The sequence below is a fragment of the Candidimonas sp. SYP-B2681 genome (assembly GCF_003971065.1).
Taxonomy (GTDB): Bacteria; Pseudomonadota; Gammaproteobacteria; order Burkholderiales; family Burkholderiaceae_B; genus Pollutimonas.
Window position 1 is genome coordinate 30,402 of record NZ_RYDV01000002.1, and the last position, 14,385, is coordinate 44,786.

A 14,385-nucleotide genomic window follows, 5' to 3' on the forward strand; every position below is an offset into this window, starting at 1 on the left:
CTTGCCTACTGGGTTAAGTGTATATATCCACTATATTTCATTTGGCCCCCAGGCAACAAGAAGCATCAAAGCGAATTTTTAGCAAGATTTCAACCCAGGCTTTGGTGGTTTCATGTACATGTGTTTTCAAATATATGTATGTTGGGGCGGCCAAAACTGACGGGACCAAAACTGGTTGTGCAGCGCTACTAATTGTTAGTAGGGCGGAGCGGCTAAGTTGGAACAGGAAAAATCATGATCCAAATGCAGACCACGCTGGACGTGGCCGATAACACTGGTGCACGCAGAATCATGTGCATTAAGGTGTTAGGCGGCTCAAAGCGCCGTTATGCCGCTATCGGTGACATTATTAAAGTTAGTGTCAAAGATGCGGCCCCACGCGGGCGCGTCAAAAAAGGCGAGATTTACAACGCTGTAGTGGTTCGTACCGCTAAGGGCGTTCGTCGTAAAGACGGCTCGCTGATCAAGTTCGGTGGCAACGCTGCCGTGTTGCTCAACGCTAAACTGGAACCTATCGGTACCCGTATCTTCGGACCTGTCACGCGCGAATTGCGTACAGAAAAGTTCATGAAGATCGTGTCGTTGGCTCCAGAAGTGCTGTAAGGAGCAAACCATGGAAAAAATCCGTAAAGGCGACGAAGTCATTGTGTTGACTGGTCGCGACAAAAAACGTCGTGGCACCGTGCTTCAACGTGTTGACGCCGACCATGTATTGGTCGAAGGCATTAATGTCGTCAAAAAACACGTGAAGGCCAATCCTATGGCCGGTACGCAAGGTGGCATTATCGACAAGACCATGCCCATCCACATTTCGAATGTGGCACTTTTCAATCCCGAAACCGGCAAGGCCGATCGCGTAGGGATTCAGGAAGTCGATGGCAGCAAGGTCCGTGTATTCCGTTCCAGCGGCGCAGTCGTTGGCGCCAAGGCTTAAGGGGCGAAGAACATGGCTCGTTTACAAGAGTTTTACCGCAGCAAGGTCGCGGCCGACCTGCAAGCCAAATTTGGCTACAAGAGCATAATGGAAGTCCCACGCATCACGAAGATCACCTTGAACATGGGTGTGTCCGAAGCTGTGTCCGACAAGAAGGTCATTGAGCACGCTGTCTCTGACCTGACCAAGATCTCAGGCCAGAAACCGGTTGTCACCAAGACTAAAAAGGCTATCGCGGGCTTCAAGATCCGTGAAGATTACCCTATTGGTTGCATGGTCACATTGCGTGGCCGCCGTATGTACGAATTCCTGGACCGCCTGGTCGCCGTGGCTCTGCCGCGCGTTCGCGACTTCCGTGGTATCTCGGGTCGTGCGTTCGATGGACGTGGCAACTACAACATCGGGGTAAAAGAGCAGCTGATTTTCCCTGAAATCGAATACGACAAGATCGACGCCGTACGTGGGATGAACATCAGCATCACTACTACAGCCAAGACCGACGACGAAGCCAAGGCATTGCTTAACGCCTTCAGCTTCCCGTTTCGCAATTAAGGGGCGATGACGTGGCAAAACTTTCACTCATCAATCGCGATATCAAACGCGCCAAGCTGGCAGAAAAATTTGCACCTAAACGTGCTGCACTGAAAGCGATCATCGACGATCAGTCCAAGACTGACGAAGAACGCTATCAAGCCCGTTTGCAACTGCAACAACTGCCGCGCAATTCGAACCCAACTCGCCAGCGCAATCGTTGCGTTGTCACGGGTCGTTCGCGTGGCGTTTACAGCAAGTTCGGTTTAACTCGTCACAAGCTGCGCGAAATGTCGCTGCGTGGCGAAGTGCCGGGCATGACCAAAGCCAGCTGGTAGGAGAAATACACATGAGCATGAGCGATCCCATCGCCGACATGTTGACCCGTGTGCGTAACGCACAACAAGTCAATAAAACGTCGGTTAGCATGCCCTCCTCGAAGCTGAAGGTAGCTATTGCTGCCGTGCTGAAAGATGAAGGCTACATCGACAGTTTCAAAATTTCCGACGACAAGGCCAAGCCTGTCCTGGAAATCACACTTAAGTATTACGCTGGCCGTCCGGTCATCGAGCGTATTGACCGAGTGTCCCGTCCTGGGCTGCGTATTTACAAAAGCAGCAAGACCATTCCTCAAGTTATGAATGGTCTGGGTGTGGCAATTGTGTCGACGCCGCGCGGTGTCATGACCGATCGCAAAGCTCGCGCCAATGGCGTAGGCGGCGAAGTACTTTGCTACGTGGCATAAGGAGAATCACATGTCACGCATTGCAAAATACCCGGTCCCAGTACCCCAAGGCGTAGAAGCCACTATCAGCGCCGGCCAGATTGTTGTCAAAGGTCCTCTGGGATCCCTGACACAAGCCTTGAACGACAATGTAGTTATTGCTCAAGAAAATGGCCAGTTGACCTTCGCTGTTGCGAACGATTCCCGCGAGGCTAACGCCATGTCGGGCACGATGCGCGCATTGGTTGCCAATATGGTTACTGGTGTCAGCACAGGCTTCCAGCGTAAACTCAACCTGGTAGGCGTGGGTTTCCGTGCCCAGATCCAGGGTGACGCGCTTAAGTTACAACTTGGTTACTCCCACGACATCCTGCACAGCATGCCCGAAGGTATCAAAGTCGAGTGCCCAACTCAGACCGAGATCATCATCAAGGGTGCTAATAAGCAAGTGGTTGGTCAGGTGGCAGCGGAAATCCGCGCTTATCGTGAACCCGAACCCTACAAGGGCAAGGGCGTGCGTTACGCTGATGAACGCGTCATCATCAAAGAAACCAAGAAGAAATAAGCGCGCAGGCAAGGACGAATTATGGACAAGAGAATCTCCCGTTTGCGTCGTGCAGTGGCGACCCGTCGGAAAATCAGCGAGCTACGAGTACATCGTCTCTCGATTTTCCGCTCGAACCTGCACATTTACGCAAACATCATATCGCCGGAAGGCGATCGTGTACTCGTCAGCGCTTCGACGCTCGAGCCGGAAGTGCGCAAAGAGCTGGCCAGCCAAAGTGCCAACGGTGGCAATATTGCCGCTGCTGGCCTGGTCGGTAAGCGTGTAGCCGAAAAAGCAAAAGCCGCTGGTATAGAGCTGGTTGCCTTTGATCGTTCGGGCTTTCGTTATCATGGCCGCGTGAAAGCGTTGGCCGACGCCGCGCGTGAAGCCGGCTTGAAATTCTAAGCAAGGAATTATCAAATGGCTAAAGCACAAGGCAAGCACGCCGCCGAGAAAGAGAGCGAAGACGGCTTGCGCGAAAAAATGATCGCGGTCAATCGCGTCAGCAAAGTGGTCAAGGGTGGTCGTACCATGAGCTTTGCTGCGTTGACCGTGGTAGGTGATGGCGATGGCCGCATCGGAATGGGCAAAGGTAAAGCCCGCGAAGTGCCCGTCGCTGTTCAAAAAGCAATGGAACAGGCACGCCGCGGTTTGCTCAAGGTCGCCCTTAAAAACGGCACCTTGTACCACACTGTCGTCGGCAAGCATGGCGCCTCCACCGTTCTCATTTCGCCAGCAGCTGAAGGTACGGGCGTTATCGCCGGCGGCCCGATGCGCGCTATTTTCGAAGTGATGGGCGTGCGTAACGTCGTTGCAAAAAGCCTCGGCTCCAGCAACCCGTACAACATGGTCCGCGCAACGCTTAATGGCTTGCGTGCCTGCTCGACTCCTTCCGAAGTTGCTGCCAAGCGCGGCAAGTCGGTCGAAGATATTCTGGGGTAAGTCATGGCACAGAAGCAAATTAAAGTCACTCTCGTACGCTCTGTTATTGGCACCAATAAGTCTCACCGCGCAACCGTGCGTGGTCTGGGGCTTGGTCGCACCAATAGCAGCCGCGTATTGGTCGATACGCCCGAGGTGCGTGGGATGATCCGTACAGTGGATTACCTCGTTACCGTCTCGGAAGTCTGAAAGGAATCGGGATGTCAGAAACACAACTTAATACGCTGAAACCGGCTGAAGGCAGCAAGCATGCCAGACGCCGTGTCGGTCGCGGTATTGGCTCGGGCCTGGGTAAAACTTGCGGTCGCGGTCACAAGGGTCAAAAATCGCGTACCGGCGGTTTCCATAAAGTCGGCTTTGAAGGCGGTCAAATGCCTTTGCAACGTCGTCTGCCGAAACGTGGCTTTACTGCCATGAATCAGCACCTGTCCGCCGAAGTCCGCCTGTCCGACCTCGAAGCCCTGCCCGTCGACGAAATCGATGTGCAAGTGCTCAAGCAAGCTGGTGTCGTTGGCCAGGCTGTGCGCTACGCCAAGGTTATCAAATCGGGCGAGCTGTCGCGCAAGGTCATCCTTAAAGGGATCACTGCAACGGCTGGCGCTCGAGCCGCAATCGAAGCTGCTGGCGGCTCGCTGGCTTAAGGGGTAACGGTGGCTAAAGCTCAGGCACAGAGTAAATCGGGTTCGCGGTACGGCGATTTAAAACGTCGCATCGTGTTCTTGGTACTCGCCCTGGTGGTCTATCGGTTGGGAACGCACATCCCGGTGCCCGGAATCAATCCGGATGCGCTGGCCGATCTGTTTCAACAAAACCAGGGCGGTATCCTGGGCTTGTTCAACATGTTTTCGGGCGGCGCACTTTCGCGGTTTTCCGTGTTTGCACTGGGGATCATGCCCTACATCTCCGCGTCTATCATCATGCAACTGATGGCAGTCGTGGTGCCTACTCTTGAAGCGATCAAGAAAGAAGGCGAATCGGGCCGACGCAAGATCACCCAGTACACGCGCTACGGCACGGTGTTTCTGGCCCTGATCCAGGCTGTCGGTATCTCGGTCGCGCTTGAATCGCAGCCAGGGCTGGTCATCGACGTAGGCATGATGTTCCGTTTCACAACGGTAGTCACGCTGGTTACCGGCACGATGTTCGTTATGTGGTTAGGCGAGCAAATTACCGAGCGCGGTATGGGCAATGGTATTTCGATACTGATTTTTGCCGGTATTGTCGCGGGCTTGCCTAGTGCACTGGCAGGAATGCTGGATCTGGTGCGTACCGACGCTATGTCGATACTGTCGGCTCTGTTCATTCTGGTACTGGTTGTCGCTGTTACGTACTTTGTAGTGTTCGTCGAACGCGGCCAGCGCCGCATTACGGTGAATTACGCAAAACGCCAGGTTGGCAACAAGATCTACGGTGGTCAAAGCTCGCATTTGCCACTGAAGCTGAACATGTCAGGGGTAATTCCCCCGATCTTCGCTTCGTCGATCATTCTGTTGCCCGCTACAGTAACCAGCTGGTTCTCCAGTAATCCGAACATGCGTTGGTTGGGCGATCTGGCGGCAGCATTGGCGCCGCATCAGCCGCTCTACGTTACGTTGTTTTCGGCCTTGATCATTTTCTTCTGCTTCTTTTACACGGCATTGGTATTTAATAGTCGCGAGACCGCAGATAATTTGAAGAAAAGTGGTGCTTTCGTTCCAGGTATTCGCCCAGGTGAACAAACGTCACGCTATATCGACAAGATATTGATGCGTTTGACTCTGGCCGGTGCAATTTACATCACCCTGGTGTGTTTGTTGCCCGAATTTATGCAAATGCGTTGGAACGTACCATTCTATTTTGGTGGCACTTCTCTGTTAATTATTGTGGTGGTGACGATGGATTTCATGGCACAGGCTCAGGCCTACATGATGTCTCACCAGTACGACTCGCTGCTCAAGAAGGCCAACTTCAAGGGTGCGGGACTGCCAATGCGGTAAAAAAAGAAATGGCAAAAGACGACGTCATTCAAATGCAAGGTGAGGTTCTCGAGAACCTTCCCAACGCAACTTTTCGCGTCAAGCTCGAAAATGGCCACGTAGTTTTGGGCCACATCTCAGGCAAGATGCGTATGCATTACATCCGGATTCTGCCGGGTGACAAGGTCACAGTGGAGCTCACGCCCTATGATCTGTCGCGTGCCAGAATTGTCTTCCGCTCTAAATAAGCGGCCGGTTACAGGAAACTAGGAGTCAACCATGAAAGTAATGGCATCGGTAAAGCGGATCTGCCGCAACTGCAAGATCATTAAACGTCACGGCGTGGTGCGCGTAATTTGCACCGAACCACGTCATAAGCAGCGTCAAGGCTAATGGCCAACACGCAACGGAATTAACAAGGAACAGTCATGGCCCGTATTGCTGGCATCAACATTCCGCCGCATCAACACGCCGAAATCGGACTCACCGCGATTTTTGGTATTGGTCGTACACGTGCTCGCAAAATTTGCGAAGCATCGGGTATCGAGCTCTCCAAGAAAGTGAAAGATCTGACTGACGCTGAACTTGAACGTATCCGCGAACACGTCGGCGTGTTCACGGTCGAAGGTGATTTGCGTCGCGAAGTACAATTGTCGATCAAACGTCTGATCGATCTGGGAACTTATCGGGGCATGCGCCACAAGCGTGGTCTGCCTGTGCGTGGTCAGCGTACCCGTACCAACGCTCGCACCCGTAAAGGGCCGCGTCGCGCTGCTGCTTCCCTGAAGAAATAATCGAGGAATAGAAGATGGCGAAAGCTTCCAACAGCGGCGCATCGCGCGTACGCAAGAAAATCAAGAAGAGCGTATCGGACGGCATCGCGCACGTCCATGCGTCCTTCAACAACACGATCATCACCATTACCGACCGTCAAGGCAATGCCTTGTCCTGGGCGACATCCGGTGGTGCGGGCTTTAAAGGCTCGCGCAAATCCACACCGTTCGCTGCGCAGGTTGCAGCCGAATCGGCTGGGCGCGTCGCGTTGGAATATGGTATCAAAACACTTGAAGTTCGCATCAAGGGCCCCGGTCCTGGCCGTGAATCATCGGTGCGTGCTCTGAATGCCCTGGGAATTAAAATTTCCAGCATTTCAGACATCACGCCGGTGCCTCATAACGGCTGCCGTCCGCCCAAGCGTCGTCGCATCTAAGGGGAAGCATCTTGGCACGTTATATTGGACCTAAATGCAAACTCTCGCGTCGCGAGGGTACTGATCTATTTTTAAAGAGCTCGCGCCGCTCGCTCGACTCGAAATGCAAAATCGAGTCCAAGCCTGGTCAGCATGGCCGTACTTCGGGCGCTCGTACGTCCGACTACGGTTTGCAGTTGCGCGAAAAGCAAAAGCTCAAACGCATGTACGGTGTTCTGGAAAAGCAGTTCCGCAAGTATTTTTTTGAAGCTGAGCGTCGTCGTGGCAACACTGGCGAGACCCTGATTCAATTGCTGGAATCGCGTCTGGACAACGTCGTATATCGTATGGGCTTTGGCTCTACGCGTGCTGAAGCACGTCAGTTGGTTAACCATCGTTCTATCGAACTCAACGGTCACACTGCCGACATCGCTTCGATGTTGGTCAAGGCCGGCGACGTTATCTCGATTCGTGAAAAGGCGAAAGCCCAACTGCGTATTCGTGAGTCGCTCGATCTTGCTACAGGTCAAGGCCTGCCGCAATGGGTTGACGTCGACACCAACAAGCTGACTGGTACCTTTAAACAGGTTCCGGATCGCGCTGATGTTGCACGCGACGTGAACGAATCAATGGTTGTCGAGTTGTACTCGCGCTAATTGACGCAAGCAGCAAAGCGGTAAGATTGCATCGGCCCACTTATCCAGTTTACTGGTTAGTGGGCTTTGCGATGTCGGTCGCATCCGGTCCGGGTGCGACCTGACATCCTATGTGCCGGAATTTTCCGGCCACTCCATCAGCCTTATCGGTGTAACGAGCCGAGGGTATTGAAAAGGAACTCTCATGTCGTCACAAGGTTTTTTAAAACCACGTTCTATCGAAGTCGTGCCAGTTGGGAAGAATCACGCCCGAGTCGTGATGGAACCATTCGAGCGCGGCTACGGCCACACATTGGGTAACGCGCTGCGTCGCATTCTGCTGTCATCCATGGCAGGTTATGCACCCACCGAAGTCCAAATGACAGGTGTTGTTCACGAATATTCCACGATTGCCGGCGTGCGCGAAGACGTCGTCGATATCTTGCTGAATTTGAAGGGCGTGGTCTTCAAGTTGCATAACCGCGAAGAAGTTACGCTGGTATTGCGCAAACAAGGTCAGGGCGTCGTTCTGGCAAGCGACATCGAACTTCCTCACGACGTCGAAATCATCAATCCCGATCACGTTATTGCAACGCTGACCGAAGCCGGCAAACTTGAAATGCAAATCAAGGTTGAGCAAGGCCGAGGCTATGTGCCAGGTAACGTCCGTGCTTTGGTTGACGATCGCACGCACACGATCGGCCGCATTGTGCTTGACGCTTCGTACAGTCCTGTACGCCGTGTCAGCTATTCGGTCGAAAGCGCACGTGTCGAACAGCGTACCGATCTGGACAAGCTGGTTCTCGATATCCAGACGAATGGCGTCGTTTCGCCAGAAGAAGCGGTGCGCCAGTCGGCTCGCATCCTTATGGATCAGATTTCGGTCTTTGCCGCTCTGGAAGGTGCTGGCGATTACGCCGACAATCTCCAGTCTCGTGCCAATCCACCGCAAATCGACCCCGTATTGTTGCGTCCGGTCGACGATCTGGAACTGACGGTTCGTTCCGCCAACTGCCTGAAAGCCGAAAATATCTATTACATCGGCGACCTGATTCAGCGCACCGAAAACGAATTGCTCAAGACCCCTAATCTGGGCCGCAAATCCTTGAATGAAATCAAGGAAGTTCTTGCCGCACGTGGTTTGACCTTGGGTATGAAGCTTGAAAACTGGCCGCCAGTTGGCCTTGAGCGCCCCTAAGTAGTACACCGGATCCGCTTTTGGGCGGGTCCGGTACTGTTACAAGGACTCGGGCACAAATGTGTTAAAGTCCTGCCCGCACCCGGCCCGCAGCATTGCTGATAGAAGAGCCGGTTAACCAACGGTATTGTCCGTTAATTAGATTCATAGGAAATTATCATGCGTCACCGTAGTGGATTGCGTAAATTAAATCGCACCAGCAGTCACCGTTTAGCTATGTTCCGCAACATGGCTGTTTCGTTGCTTACTCACGAAGCCATCAAGACCACCTTGCCTAAAGCCAAGGAACTGCGTCGCGTCGTCGAGCCGCTCATCACATTGGGTAAAGAGCCTACATTGGCTAACAAGCGCCTGGCGTTTGCCCGTCTGCGTGACCGCGATGCCGTCGTCAAGCTTTTCGCCGAAATCGGCCCACGCTACAAAGAGCGTAACGGTGGTTACACTCGTGTCCTGAAAATGGGTTTCCGCCAGGGCGATAACGCTCCTATGGCTTTCATGGAACTGGTTGACCGTCCTGAAGTCGAAGAAGCCGCCGCCGAATAAGCGCCGCTACTCTGCAGTACTAAAAACCGGGCTTTCGAGCCCGTTTTTTATGGGTAGAATAGGTCGTTCCCCATGACCTTCAGGACCCGCCGTGAACTCCGACACGTCATACGACACCCCAGCCAGCCCAAGCCCGATCAGCAGCGCGCCTCATACCGAAGCCACTGGTCAGCGCAGTGCACTCGTACCCGCCAACGACGTTGTTGTTATCCTTAGCAATGCGCCCGACATGTTGCTAGCCAAGCGCATTGCTCATGTGCTGGTCGAAGAGCATTTGGCCGCCTGTGTGAACCTTGGCACGGCAGGATTGTCCATGTATATGTGGGAAGGCACGCTCGAAGGTACGGAAGAGATCCCGTTAACCATGAAAACCACGTCTGAAAGAGCGCCAGCGCTCGTTGCGCGGTTATTGCAGCTACACCCTTACGAGGTTCCGGAAGTGCTTGTGTTGCCTGTTTCAGGCGGTTCAACAAGCTATCTGGATTGGGTACGTAGTCAAACGCTGCAGCAACGCCCCTGATATGAACACATAAGGCGCAAAGCGCTCAAGCAAGAGGAAGTTTCAATGTTGTATAGGGCGCTGGAAAACAGGGCAACGCAAACACCGAAGAACAGTTGCCCCCCCATCGGCGCAACAGTGCGAATGACTCCCGATTTCCGCACGCTGCGCTTGCTGTGGGCGTTATGCGCGTTGGTGATGCTCGCAATGTCATTGCTGCCTGCCAGCGCGGCCCGGGCCGAGGAGGAGTTCCTCGATCCAGAAAAAGCATTTGTTTTCTCTGCGGCTACGGTAACGCCGACGGCGCTTGATGTGCACTTCAAGATTGCGCCCAAATACTACATGTATCGCGAGCGTTTCGAATTTACGGTCGACCCCGACTCCACGCCCAGCGTTCTGGGTAAGCCGGTGTTTCCTGACGGCCTGGTCAAATACGATCCGACGTTCGAAAAAGACCTCGAGGTCTACTACGAACAGGTCACGGTGCGTGTACCTCTGACCGCGAGCGCAGGCCAAGCCTTGATTATGGGGATTACGAGTCAGGGATGTGCCGATGCCGGCCTGTGCTACCCGCCCATGACCACCCATATCACCCTCGCGCCGGTCGAGGGTGGTTATCAGGCGACAGGTGCAGGGGTTGTAGACAGCGTGCCCGCCGCGGTATCGCAGGCGGCTCTGACAGCCGGTCAGGTCAGTTCCAATCGCGCTGCCGACAACGCAGCGGGGATTGCGGGCGCATTGAAGCTGAACGATACGGGCTTTGCCGCTTATCTGGCTGCGGCCGGATGGATGGAAGTCATAGGCTTGTGCCTGTTGCTTGGCTTGCTGTTGTCCTTTACTCCTTGCGTGCTGCCGATGGTGCCGATCCTGCTTGCCATCGTGGCGGGCGACGCGGGCAAGAGGGGCGAAATCTCGCGGTGGCGAGGTTTGTCGTTGGCTGCCGTTTTCGTTCTGGGCATGTCTCTGGTGTATACCGCGTTGGGCGTAGCCGCCGGCCTCATCGGGGCCAGCCTGGCGGTATGGCTGCAGACGCCGTGGGTGCTGACCATATTTGCCGTGTTGCTTGGCGTGCTGGCGCTGGCAATGTTTGATGTCTTCACGCTTCAGGCACCCGTCGGTATGCAAACTGCGCTCAATGCACGTTTGTCGCGGATACCCGGCGGACGATACGGCGGTGTCTTTGCCATGGGTATGCTCTCCGCCCTGATTGTCGGGCCCTGTGTCGCCGCACCATTGGCCGGTGTGCTTCTGTTCATTTCACAGACCGGCGACTTGGTGCTCGGTGGCACGGCGCTTTTCGCGATGGCGTGGGGCGAGGGGCTGTTGCTCTTGGCGGTGGGCGCATCGTCAGGGGCCTTCCTGCCAAAGACGGGAGCATGGATGAACGGCGTCAAGCGCCTGTTTGGGATCCTGCTGTTAGCGACAGCGTGGTGGATGATGAATTCCATCCTGCCCGCATGGGTGATGATGCTGGGCTGGGCTTTCCTGGCTTTGTGGAGCGCCGTGATGCTGGGGGCATTCGATGCCATGCCATCTGGCGCAGGTACGGGGCGCTTGTTCAATAAGTCGCTGGGCCTTTTTATGGCGCTTCTGGCGGTGATCGTGGTGGTGGGCGTGTCTGCCGGTGGCCGGGATTTATTCCGTCCCTTGGCGCCACTGACTGCACCCGCCGTGGTGGCGGGTGGCGGTTCGGGGCCGGCATTGAGTCAAGCCGCGGTTAAACAACAGTTTACGCAGGTGTCTTCGGTTGCCGAGCTGGATGAACTGCTCGCCAACGCCGACCGGCCCGTCATGCTGGATTTTTACGCTGACTGGTGTGTGTCATGTATCGAGATGGAGAGGTTCACGTTCAGTGATCCCGACGTGGCAAGACAGATGTCAGGGCTGCTGTTAGTTCAGGCCGACGTCACCAGGAACAACGCTGACGACCGCGCTTTGCTTAAGCGCTTCCAACTGTTCGGACCGCCAGGAATTATCTTCTTTGATGCCGAAGGTAAACAGCTGGCTGATGACGCCAGGGTAATAGGGTTCAAGAACGCTCGTGATTTCGGGGCGGTGCTGGACCGAGTCTTAGCGGCATCGTAGCGATCATTCGATAGTCGGACTACTTCGAACTGGATCCCGCCTTTTACTTGTTCGATTGCCGACTCAAGTTTCTTGTTCAGTCATTGCGGGACTTTGGGGTTTCTAATGGCGCGGGCGAGCTGCGGTGGATGAGCTTACGGGGCGCGTGACTGGTTCGGCGCCCTGAGCGCCGAACGCCACTTGCCTTGCTCGTCCGCCCATTCGGGCTCCCTTCGCGTACGGCCCGCTCAGCCCCGGACGCCCCTGCAGCCGACCCACCGCAGCTCACCCACTGCGATATAGAGTCTCGCACCGCCTCAGGGCCGGTCTGCGTTCTTGGCGTTCTTATGCAGCCTTGTTGGTACACAGAAGACGTTGCGTGGCCGTCTAAAGAGCGATCCCCTGCGGATCGCCCTTTAGACATTCAAGCAGATATCGGGAGAGACCTCCAATAAAAGTACATCCGATGGCGTATCCGAGAATGACTTTTTCGAGCGTGGCCAGCAATTACATCCGAGACATCCGAGGAGCTAACGGACTGCCGCAATCCAGGATCCGATGCTCAAGCGGCCCGGCAGGCGGGCCGCGCCGGGCGAGCCTGGTAGCTATTCCTCTTGGACGGGCTTCACCGCTAGAAGGCCAAGCACTTCAATCGTCACAGTGTTGCTACGCATCATTCAATCTGCAGTTGGTGGGGGTGGGGGTGAAGGGTGACGAGCCCTTCGGGGTCGAGCAAGCCATACGCGAAGGGAGCCCGAATGGGCGGACGAGCAAGGCGATGCGGTGTTCGGCGCGCAGGGCGCCGAACCGGCACCGCGGGCTCGTCACCCTTCACCCCCACCTCCATCGACGTGTATAGAAAACGAACCAGCAATCTATAAAACTACCAGTGCCGTCCAAACTCAAAAAATCAAGCCTGCTCTTTCAAAAGCTTGGCCGCCGCGATGGCGAAGTAAGTCAGCACCCCATCTCCGCCAGCGCGCTTGAAAGCCACTAAAGACTCCATCATCACCTTGTCGTGATCCAGCCAGCCATTAGCCGAAGCCGCCTTGATCATCGCGTATTCGCCGCTGACCTGATAGGCATACGTCGGCATACCGAAAGCGTTCTTCACATCGCGCAGAATATCCAGATACGGCAAGCCCGGCTTCACCATCACCATATCGGCGCCTTCCCGAATGTCGGCGGCGACTTCCCGCAACGCTTCATTGCGGTTAGCAGGATCCATTTGGTAGGTAAATTTATTGGACTTCCCCAAGTTTGTGGCCGAACCGACAGCATCGCGAAACGGGCCATAGAATGCGCTGGCGTACTTGGCCGAGTAAGCCATGATGCGCGTGTAAATGTGTTGCTCTGCCTCTAAAGCCTGTCTGATCGCGCCTATGCGGCCGTCCATCATGTCGCTGGGGGCCACGATATCCACGCCTGCCTGCGCTTGCGTCACGGCCTGCCGGGTCAGTATCTTTACCGTTGGCTCGTTAAGCACATACCCGTCTTCGTCGATCACGCCATCTTGACCATGACTGGTGTAAGGGTCCAGCGCTACGTCAGTCAGCACGCCCAATTCTGGGAAGCGCTTTTTCAATTCCGCCACCACACGCGGAATCAGGCCATCGGGATTGGCTGCCTCGATACCGTCCGGCGTCTTGAGGCTTGCATCAATGACCGGGAACAGCGCGATTACCGGAATGTGCAAAGAAACGCATTCTTCCGCCACCTTCATCAGGGTATCGGGCGAGTATCGCACCACGCCTGGCATGGACGGAACCGGCTCCTGTATACCTTTGCCTTCCATGACGAACACGGGATAAATGAAATCGTGCGGAGTCAGGACATTTTCGCGAACCAGGCGGCGGGAAAATTCGTCGCGCCGGTTGCGGCGAGGGCGGGCAGCGGGGAAATCGGCAGAAATAATAAACGATGTCATGGAACAACCTTCGGAGAAATCCAGTTTTCGATTTGGGCGGTAGCGGTATCAAGACCGATGCGTTTAGTGGCAGAAAAAGGCATGGCATTCAGTGCGCCGATATCGGCTAATTCTTTCTTGACTGCAGCCACTGCCTTGAGCCGCTGCCCATAGGGAAATTTGTCGGCTTTGGTAAGCAGGGCCAGCACGGGAATCCGTGTCGGCGCGATCCAGTTGGCAAGCCGGCGATCTAATTCGGTTACGCCACGACGTATATCAATAAGCAGGACGATTCCCGCCAACGATGAGCGTTCGCGCAGGTAGCCGCCCAGCACGTCGGCCCACTCTTCGCGTGCTTCGCGGGCGATTGATGCATAGCCGTAACCAGGCAGATCGACCAGAAAGCCCAGATGGGCGCCAGGTTCGACAGGGTCGGGGATGCCGAAAAGATTGATCAGGCGCGTGCGGCCTGGCGTTTTACTTGAAAATGCCAGGCGGCGCTGGTTAGTCAATACGTTGATGGCTGAAGATTTACCGCAATTGGATCGGCCCACGAAACAGACTTCTGCCGTCGTAGGAGGCGGCAGTTGGTCGAGACGGGCCGCAGAAACGGTGAAGGAAGCACGATGCAGAATGGACACAGGAAATACCTAGAACGGTTTAATTTAAACGCTATTGTATAATCGCACGTTTGAAACAGTTGCGTCATTTTCCTTAA

Annotated in this window: 22 protein-coding genes; 20 read left to right on the forward strand and 2 right to left on the reverse strand. The window is 55.0% G+C overall.

The window, feature by feature from the left end:
* Window positions 1–234 precede the first annotated feature (234 nt).
* From rplN to dsbD, 20 genes are all read left to right on the forward strand, one after another.
* A complete protein-coding gene (gene rplN, locus EKL30_RS04745; RefSeq protein ID WP_073104517.1) occupies window positions 235–603 on the forward strand; it encodes a 50S ribosomal protein L14 in 369 nt (122 codons plus the stop codon).
* Between the two features lie 10 nt (window positions 604–613).
* Window positions 614–934 carry a 50S ribosomal protein L24 gene (rplX, locus tag EKL30_RS04750; protein WP_126706071.1) on the forward strand — a complete coding sequence of 107 codons (321 nt, stop codon included), beginning with the start codon at window positions 614–616 and terminating at the stop codon, window positions 932–934.
* Window positions 935–946: 12 nt separating this feature from the next.
* Window positions 947–1,486 carry a 50S ribosomal protein L5 gene (gene rplE / locus EKL30_RS04755; protein ID WP_126706072.1) on the forward strand — a complete coding sequence of 180 codons (540 nt, stop codon included), beginning with the start codon at window positions 947–949 and terminating at the stop codon, window positions 1,484–1,486.
* Window positions 1,487–1,497: 11 nt separating this feature from the next.
* Entirely contained in the window at window positions 1,498–1,803 is a 306-nt protein-coding gene (gene rpsN / locus EKL30_RS04760) for a 30S ribosomal protein S14 (RefSeq protein ID WP_126706073.1), read from the forward strand.
* Window positions 1,804–1,814: 11 nt separating this feature from the next.
* Window positions 1,815–2,210: a 30S ribosomal protein S8 gene (rpsH, locus tag EKL30_RS04765; protein WP_126706074.1), complete on the forward strand. Its 396-nt coding sequence runs from the start codon at window positions 1,815–1,817 to the stop codon at window positions 2,208–2,210.
* A gap of 10 nt (window positions 2,211–2,220) precedes the next feature.
* The gene (gene rplF / locus EKL30_RS04770; RefSeq protein WP_126706075.1) at window positions 2,221–2,754 is read left to right on the forward strand and encodes a 50S ribosomal protein L6; all 534 of its coding nucleotides are present in this window, start codon (window positions 2,221–2,223) and stop codon (window positions 2,752–2,754) included.
* 21 nt (window positions 2,755–2,775) lie between these two features.
* Window positions 2,776–3,141 (forward strand): 50S ribosomal protein L18, encoded by a 366-nt coding sequence (rplR, locus tag EKL30_RS04775; protein ID WP_126706076.1) that lies wholly within the window; start codon window positions 2,776–2,778, stop codon window positions 3,139–3,141.
* 15 nt (window positions 3,142–3,156) lie between these two features.
* Window positions 3,157–3,678 (forward strand): 30S ribosomal protein S5, encoded by a 522-nt coding sequence (gene rpsE / locus EKL30_RS04780; RefSeq protein ID WP_126706077.1) that lies wholly within the window; start codon window positions 3,157–3,159, stop codon window positions 3,676–3,678.
* Between the two features lie 3 nt (window positions 3,679–3,681).
* Window positions 3,682–3,867, forward strand: a complete 186-nt coding sequence (rpmD, locus tag EKL30_RS04785; RefSeq protein ID WP_126706078.1) for a 50S ribosomal protein L30 — start codon at window positions 3,682–3,684, stop codon at window positions 3,865–3,867.
* Window positions 3,868–3,878: 11 nt separating this feature from the next.
* Entirely contained in the window at window positions 3,879–4,319 is a 441-nt protein-coding gene (rplO, locus tag EKL30_RS04790) for a 50S ribosomal protein L15 (protein ID WP_126706079.1), read from the forward strand.
* A 9-nt stretch (window positions 4,320–4,328) separates the two neighbouring features.
* Complete coding sequence (gene secY / locus EKL30_RS04795) at window positions 4,329–5,654, forward strand: preprotein translocase subunit SecY (protein WP_126706080.1); 1,326 nt, start codon at window positions 4,329–4,331, stop codon at window positions 5,652–5,654.
* 8 nt (window positions 5,655–5,662) lie between these two features.
* The gene (gene infA, locus EKL30_RS04800; RefSeq protein ID WP_009523889.1) at window positions 5,663–5,881 is read left to right on the forward strand and encodes a translation initiation factor IF-1; all 219 of its coding nucleotides are present in this window, start codon (window positions 5,663–5,665) and stop codon (window positions 5,879–5,881) included.
* Window positions 5,882–5,912: 31 nt separating this feature from the next.
* Entirely contained in the window at window positions 5,913–6,026 is a 114-nt protein-coding gene (gene rpmJ, locus EKL30_RS04805; protein WP_073104498.1) for a 50S ribosomal protein L36, read from the forward strand.
* A 35-nt stretch (window positions 6,027–6,061) separates the two neighbouring features.
* Window positions 6,062–6,427: a 30S ribosomal protein S13 gene (rpsM, locus tag EKL30_RS04810; protein WP_073104496.1), complete on the forward strand. Its 366-nt coding sequence runs from the start codon at window positions 6,062–6,064 to the stop codon at window positions 6,425–6,427.
* Between the two features lie 14 nt (window positions 6,428–6,441).
* Complete coding sequence (rpsK, locus tag EKL30_RS04815; protein ID WP_013743934.1) at window positions 6,442–6,843, forward strand: 30S ribosomal protein S11; 402 nt, start codon at window positions 6,442–6,444, stop codon at window positions 6,841–6,843.
* Between the two features lie 11 nt (window positions 6,844–6,854).
* Complete coding sequence (rpsD, locus tag EKL30_RS04820; protein ID WP_126706081.1) at window positions 6,855–7,478, forward strand: 30S ribosomal protein S4; 624 nt, start codon at window positions 6,855–6,857, stop codon at window positions 7,476–7,478.
* Window positions 7,479–7,662: 184 nt separating this feature from the next.
* Window positions 7,663–8,655 carry a DNA-directed RNA polymerase subunit alpha gene (rpoA, locus tag EKL30_RS04825; protein ID WP_126706082.1) on the forward strand — a complete coding sequence of 331 codons (993 nt, stop codon included), beginning with the start codon at window positions 7,663–7,665 and terminating at the stop codon, window positions 8,653–8,655.
* 159 nt (window positions 8,656–8,814) lie between these two features.
* Window positions 8,815–9,198, forward strand: a complete 384-nt coding sequence (gene rplQ, locus EKL30_RS04830) for a 50S ribosomal protein L17 (protein ID WP_126706083.1) — start codon at window positions 8,815–8,817, stop codon at window positions 9,196–9,198.
* Between the two features lie 136 nt (window positions 9,199–9,334).
* Entirely contained in the window at window positions 9,335–9,718 is a 384-nt protein-coding gene (gene cutA, locus EKL30_RS04835; RefSeq protein ID WP_255414670.1) for a divalent-cation tolerance protein CutA, read from the forward strand.
* Window positions 9,719–9,841: 123 nt separating this feature from the next.
* Window positions 9,842–11,782, forward strand: coding sequence for a protein-disulfide reductase DsbD (gene dsbD / locus EKL30_RS04840; RefSeq protein WP_233582815.1), 1,941 nt, complete (start codon window positions 9,842–9,844; stop codon window positions 11,780–11,782).
* A gap of 889 nt (window positions 11,783–12,671) precedes the next feature.
* Here the strand turns inward: dsbD and hemB are convergent.
* Together hemB and yihA are read right to left on the reverse strand one after the other, a co-directional pair.
* On the reverse strand, window positions 12,672–13,688 hold the full coding sequence (hemB, locus tag EKL30_RS04845; RefSeq protein WP_126706084.1) for a porphobilinogen synthase: 1,017 nt from the start codon (window positions 13,686–13,688) through the stop codon (window positions 12,672–12,674).
* On the reverse strand, window positions 13,685–14,308 hold the full coding sequence (yihA, locus tag EKL30_RS04850; protein ID WP_126706085.1) for a ribosome biogenesis GTP-binding protein YihA/YsxC: 624 nt from the start codon (window positions 14,306–14,308) through the stop codon (window positions 13,685–13,687). The genes hemB and yihA overlap by 4 nt, the downstream gene beginning before the upstream one ends.
* Between the last annotated feature and the right edge of the window lie 77 nt (window positions 14,309–14,385).

What these genes read in the sequence shown, in the direction of transcription:
- rpsE (WP_126706077.1), top strand. Translation starts at nt 3,157, where the DNA reads ATGGCTAAAGCACAAGGCAAGCACGCCGCCGAGAAAGAGAGCGAAGAC.
- hemB (WP_126706084.1), bottom strand. Translation starts at nt 13,688, where the DNA reads ATGACATCGTTTATTATTTCTGCCGATTTCCCCGCTGCCCGCCCTCGC.
- rplN (WP_073104517.1), top strand. Translation starts at nt 235, where the DNA reads ATGATCCAAATGCAGACCACGCTGGACGTGGCCGATAACACTGGTGCA.
- rplR (WP_126706076.1), top strand. Translation starts at nt 2,776, where the DNA reads ATGGACAAGAGAATCTCCCGTTTGCGTCGTGCAGTGGCGACCCGTCGG.
- rplQ (WP_126706083.1), top strand. Translation starts at nt 8,815, where the DNA reads ATGCGTCACCGTAGTGGATTGCGTAAATTAAATCGCACCAGCAGTCAC.
- rpsK (WP_013743934.1), top strand. Translation starts at nt 6,442, where the DNA reads ATGGCGAAAGCTTCCAACAGCGGCGCATCGCGCGTACGCAAGAAAATC.
- rpmJ (WP_073104498.1), top strand. Translation starts at nt 5,913, where the DNA reads ATGAAAGTAATGGCATCGGTAAAGCGGATCTGCCGCAACTGCAAGATC.
- rpmD (WP_126706078.1), top strand. Translation starts at nt 3,682, where the DNA reads ATGGCACAGAAGCAAATTAAAGTCACTCTCGTACGCTCTGTTATTGGC.
- rpoA (WP_126706082.1), top strand. Translation starts at nt 7,663, where the DNA reads ATGTCGTCACAAGGTTTTTTAAAACCACGTTCTATCGAAGTCGTGCCA.
- rplE (WP_126706072.1), top strand. Translation starts at nt 947, where the DNA reads ATGGCTCGTTTACAAGAGTTTTACCGCAGCAAGGTCGCGGCCGACCTG.
- rplO (WP_126706079.1), top strand. Translation starts at nt 3,879, where the DNA reads ATGTCAGAAACACAACTTAATACGCTGAAACCGGCTGAAGGCAGCAAG.
- infA (WP_009523889.1), top strand. Translation starts at nt 5,663, where the DNA reads ATGGCAAAAGACGACGTCATTCAAATGCAAGGTGAGGTTCTCGAGAAC.
- rplF (WP_126706075.1), top strand. Translation starts at nt 2,221, where the DNA reads ATGTCACGCATTGCAAAATACCCGGTCCCAGTACCCCAAGGCGTAGAA.
- rpsH (WP_126706074.1), top strand. Translation starts at nt 1,815, where the DNA reads ATGAGCATGAGCGATCCCATCGCCGACATGTTGACCCGTGTGCGTAAC.
- dsbD (WP_233582815.1), top strand. Translation starts at nt 9,842, where the DNA reads ATGACTCCCGATTTCCGCACGCTGCGCTTGCTGTGGGCGTTATGCGCG.
- rplX (WP_126706071.1), top strand. Translation starts at nt 614, where the DNA reads ATGGAAAAAATCCGTAAAGGCGACGAAGTCATTGTGTTGACTGGTCGC.
- rpsM (WP_073104496.1), top strand. Translation starts at nt 6,062, where the DNA reads ATGGCCCGTATTGCTGGCATCAACATTCCGCCGCATCAACACGCCGAA.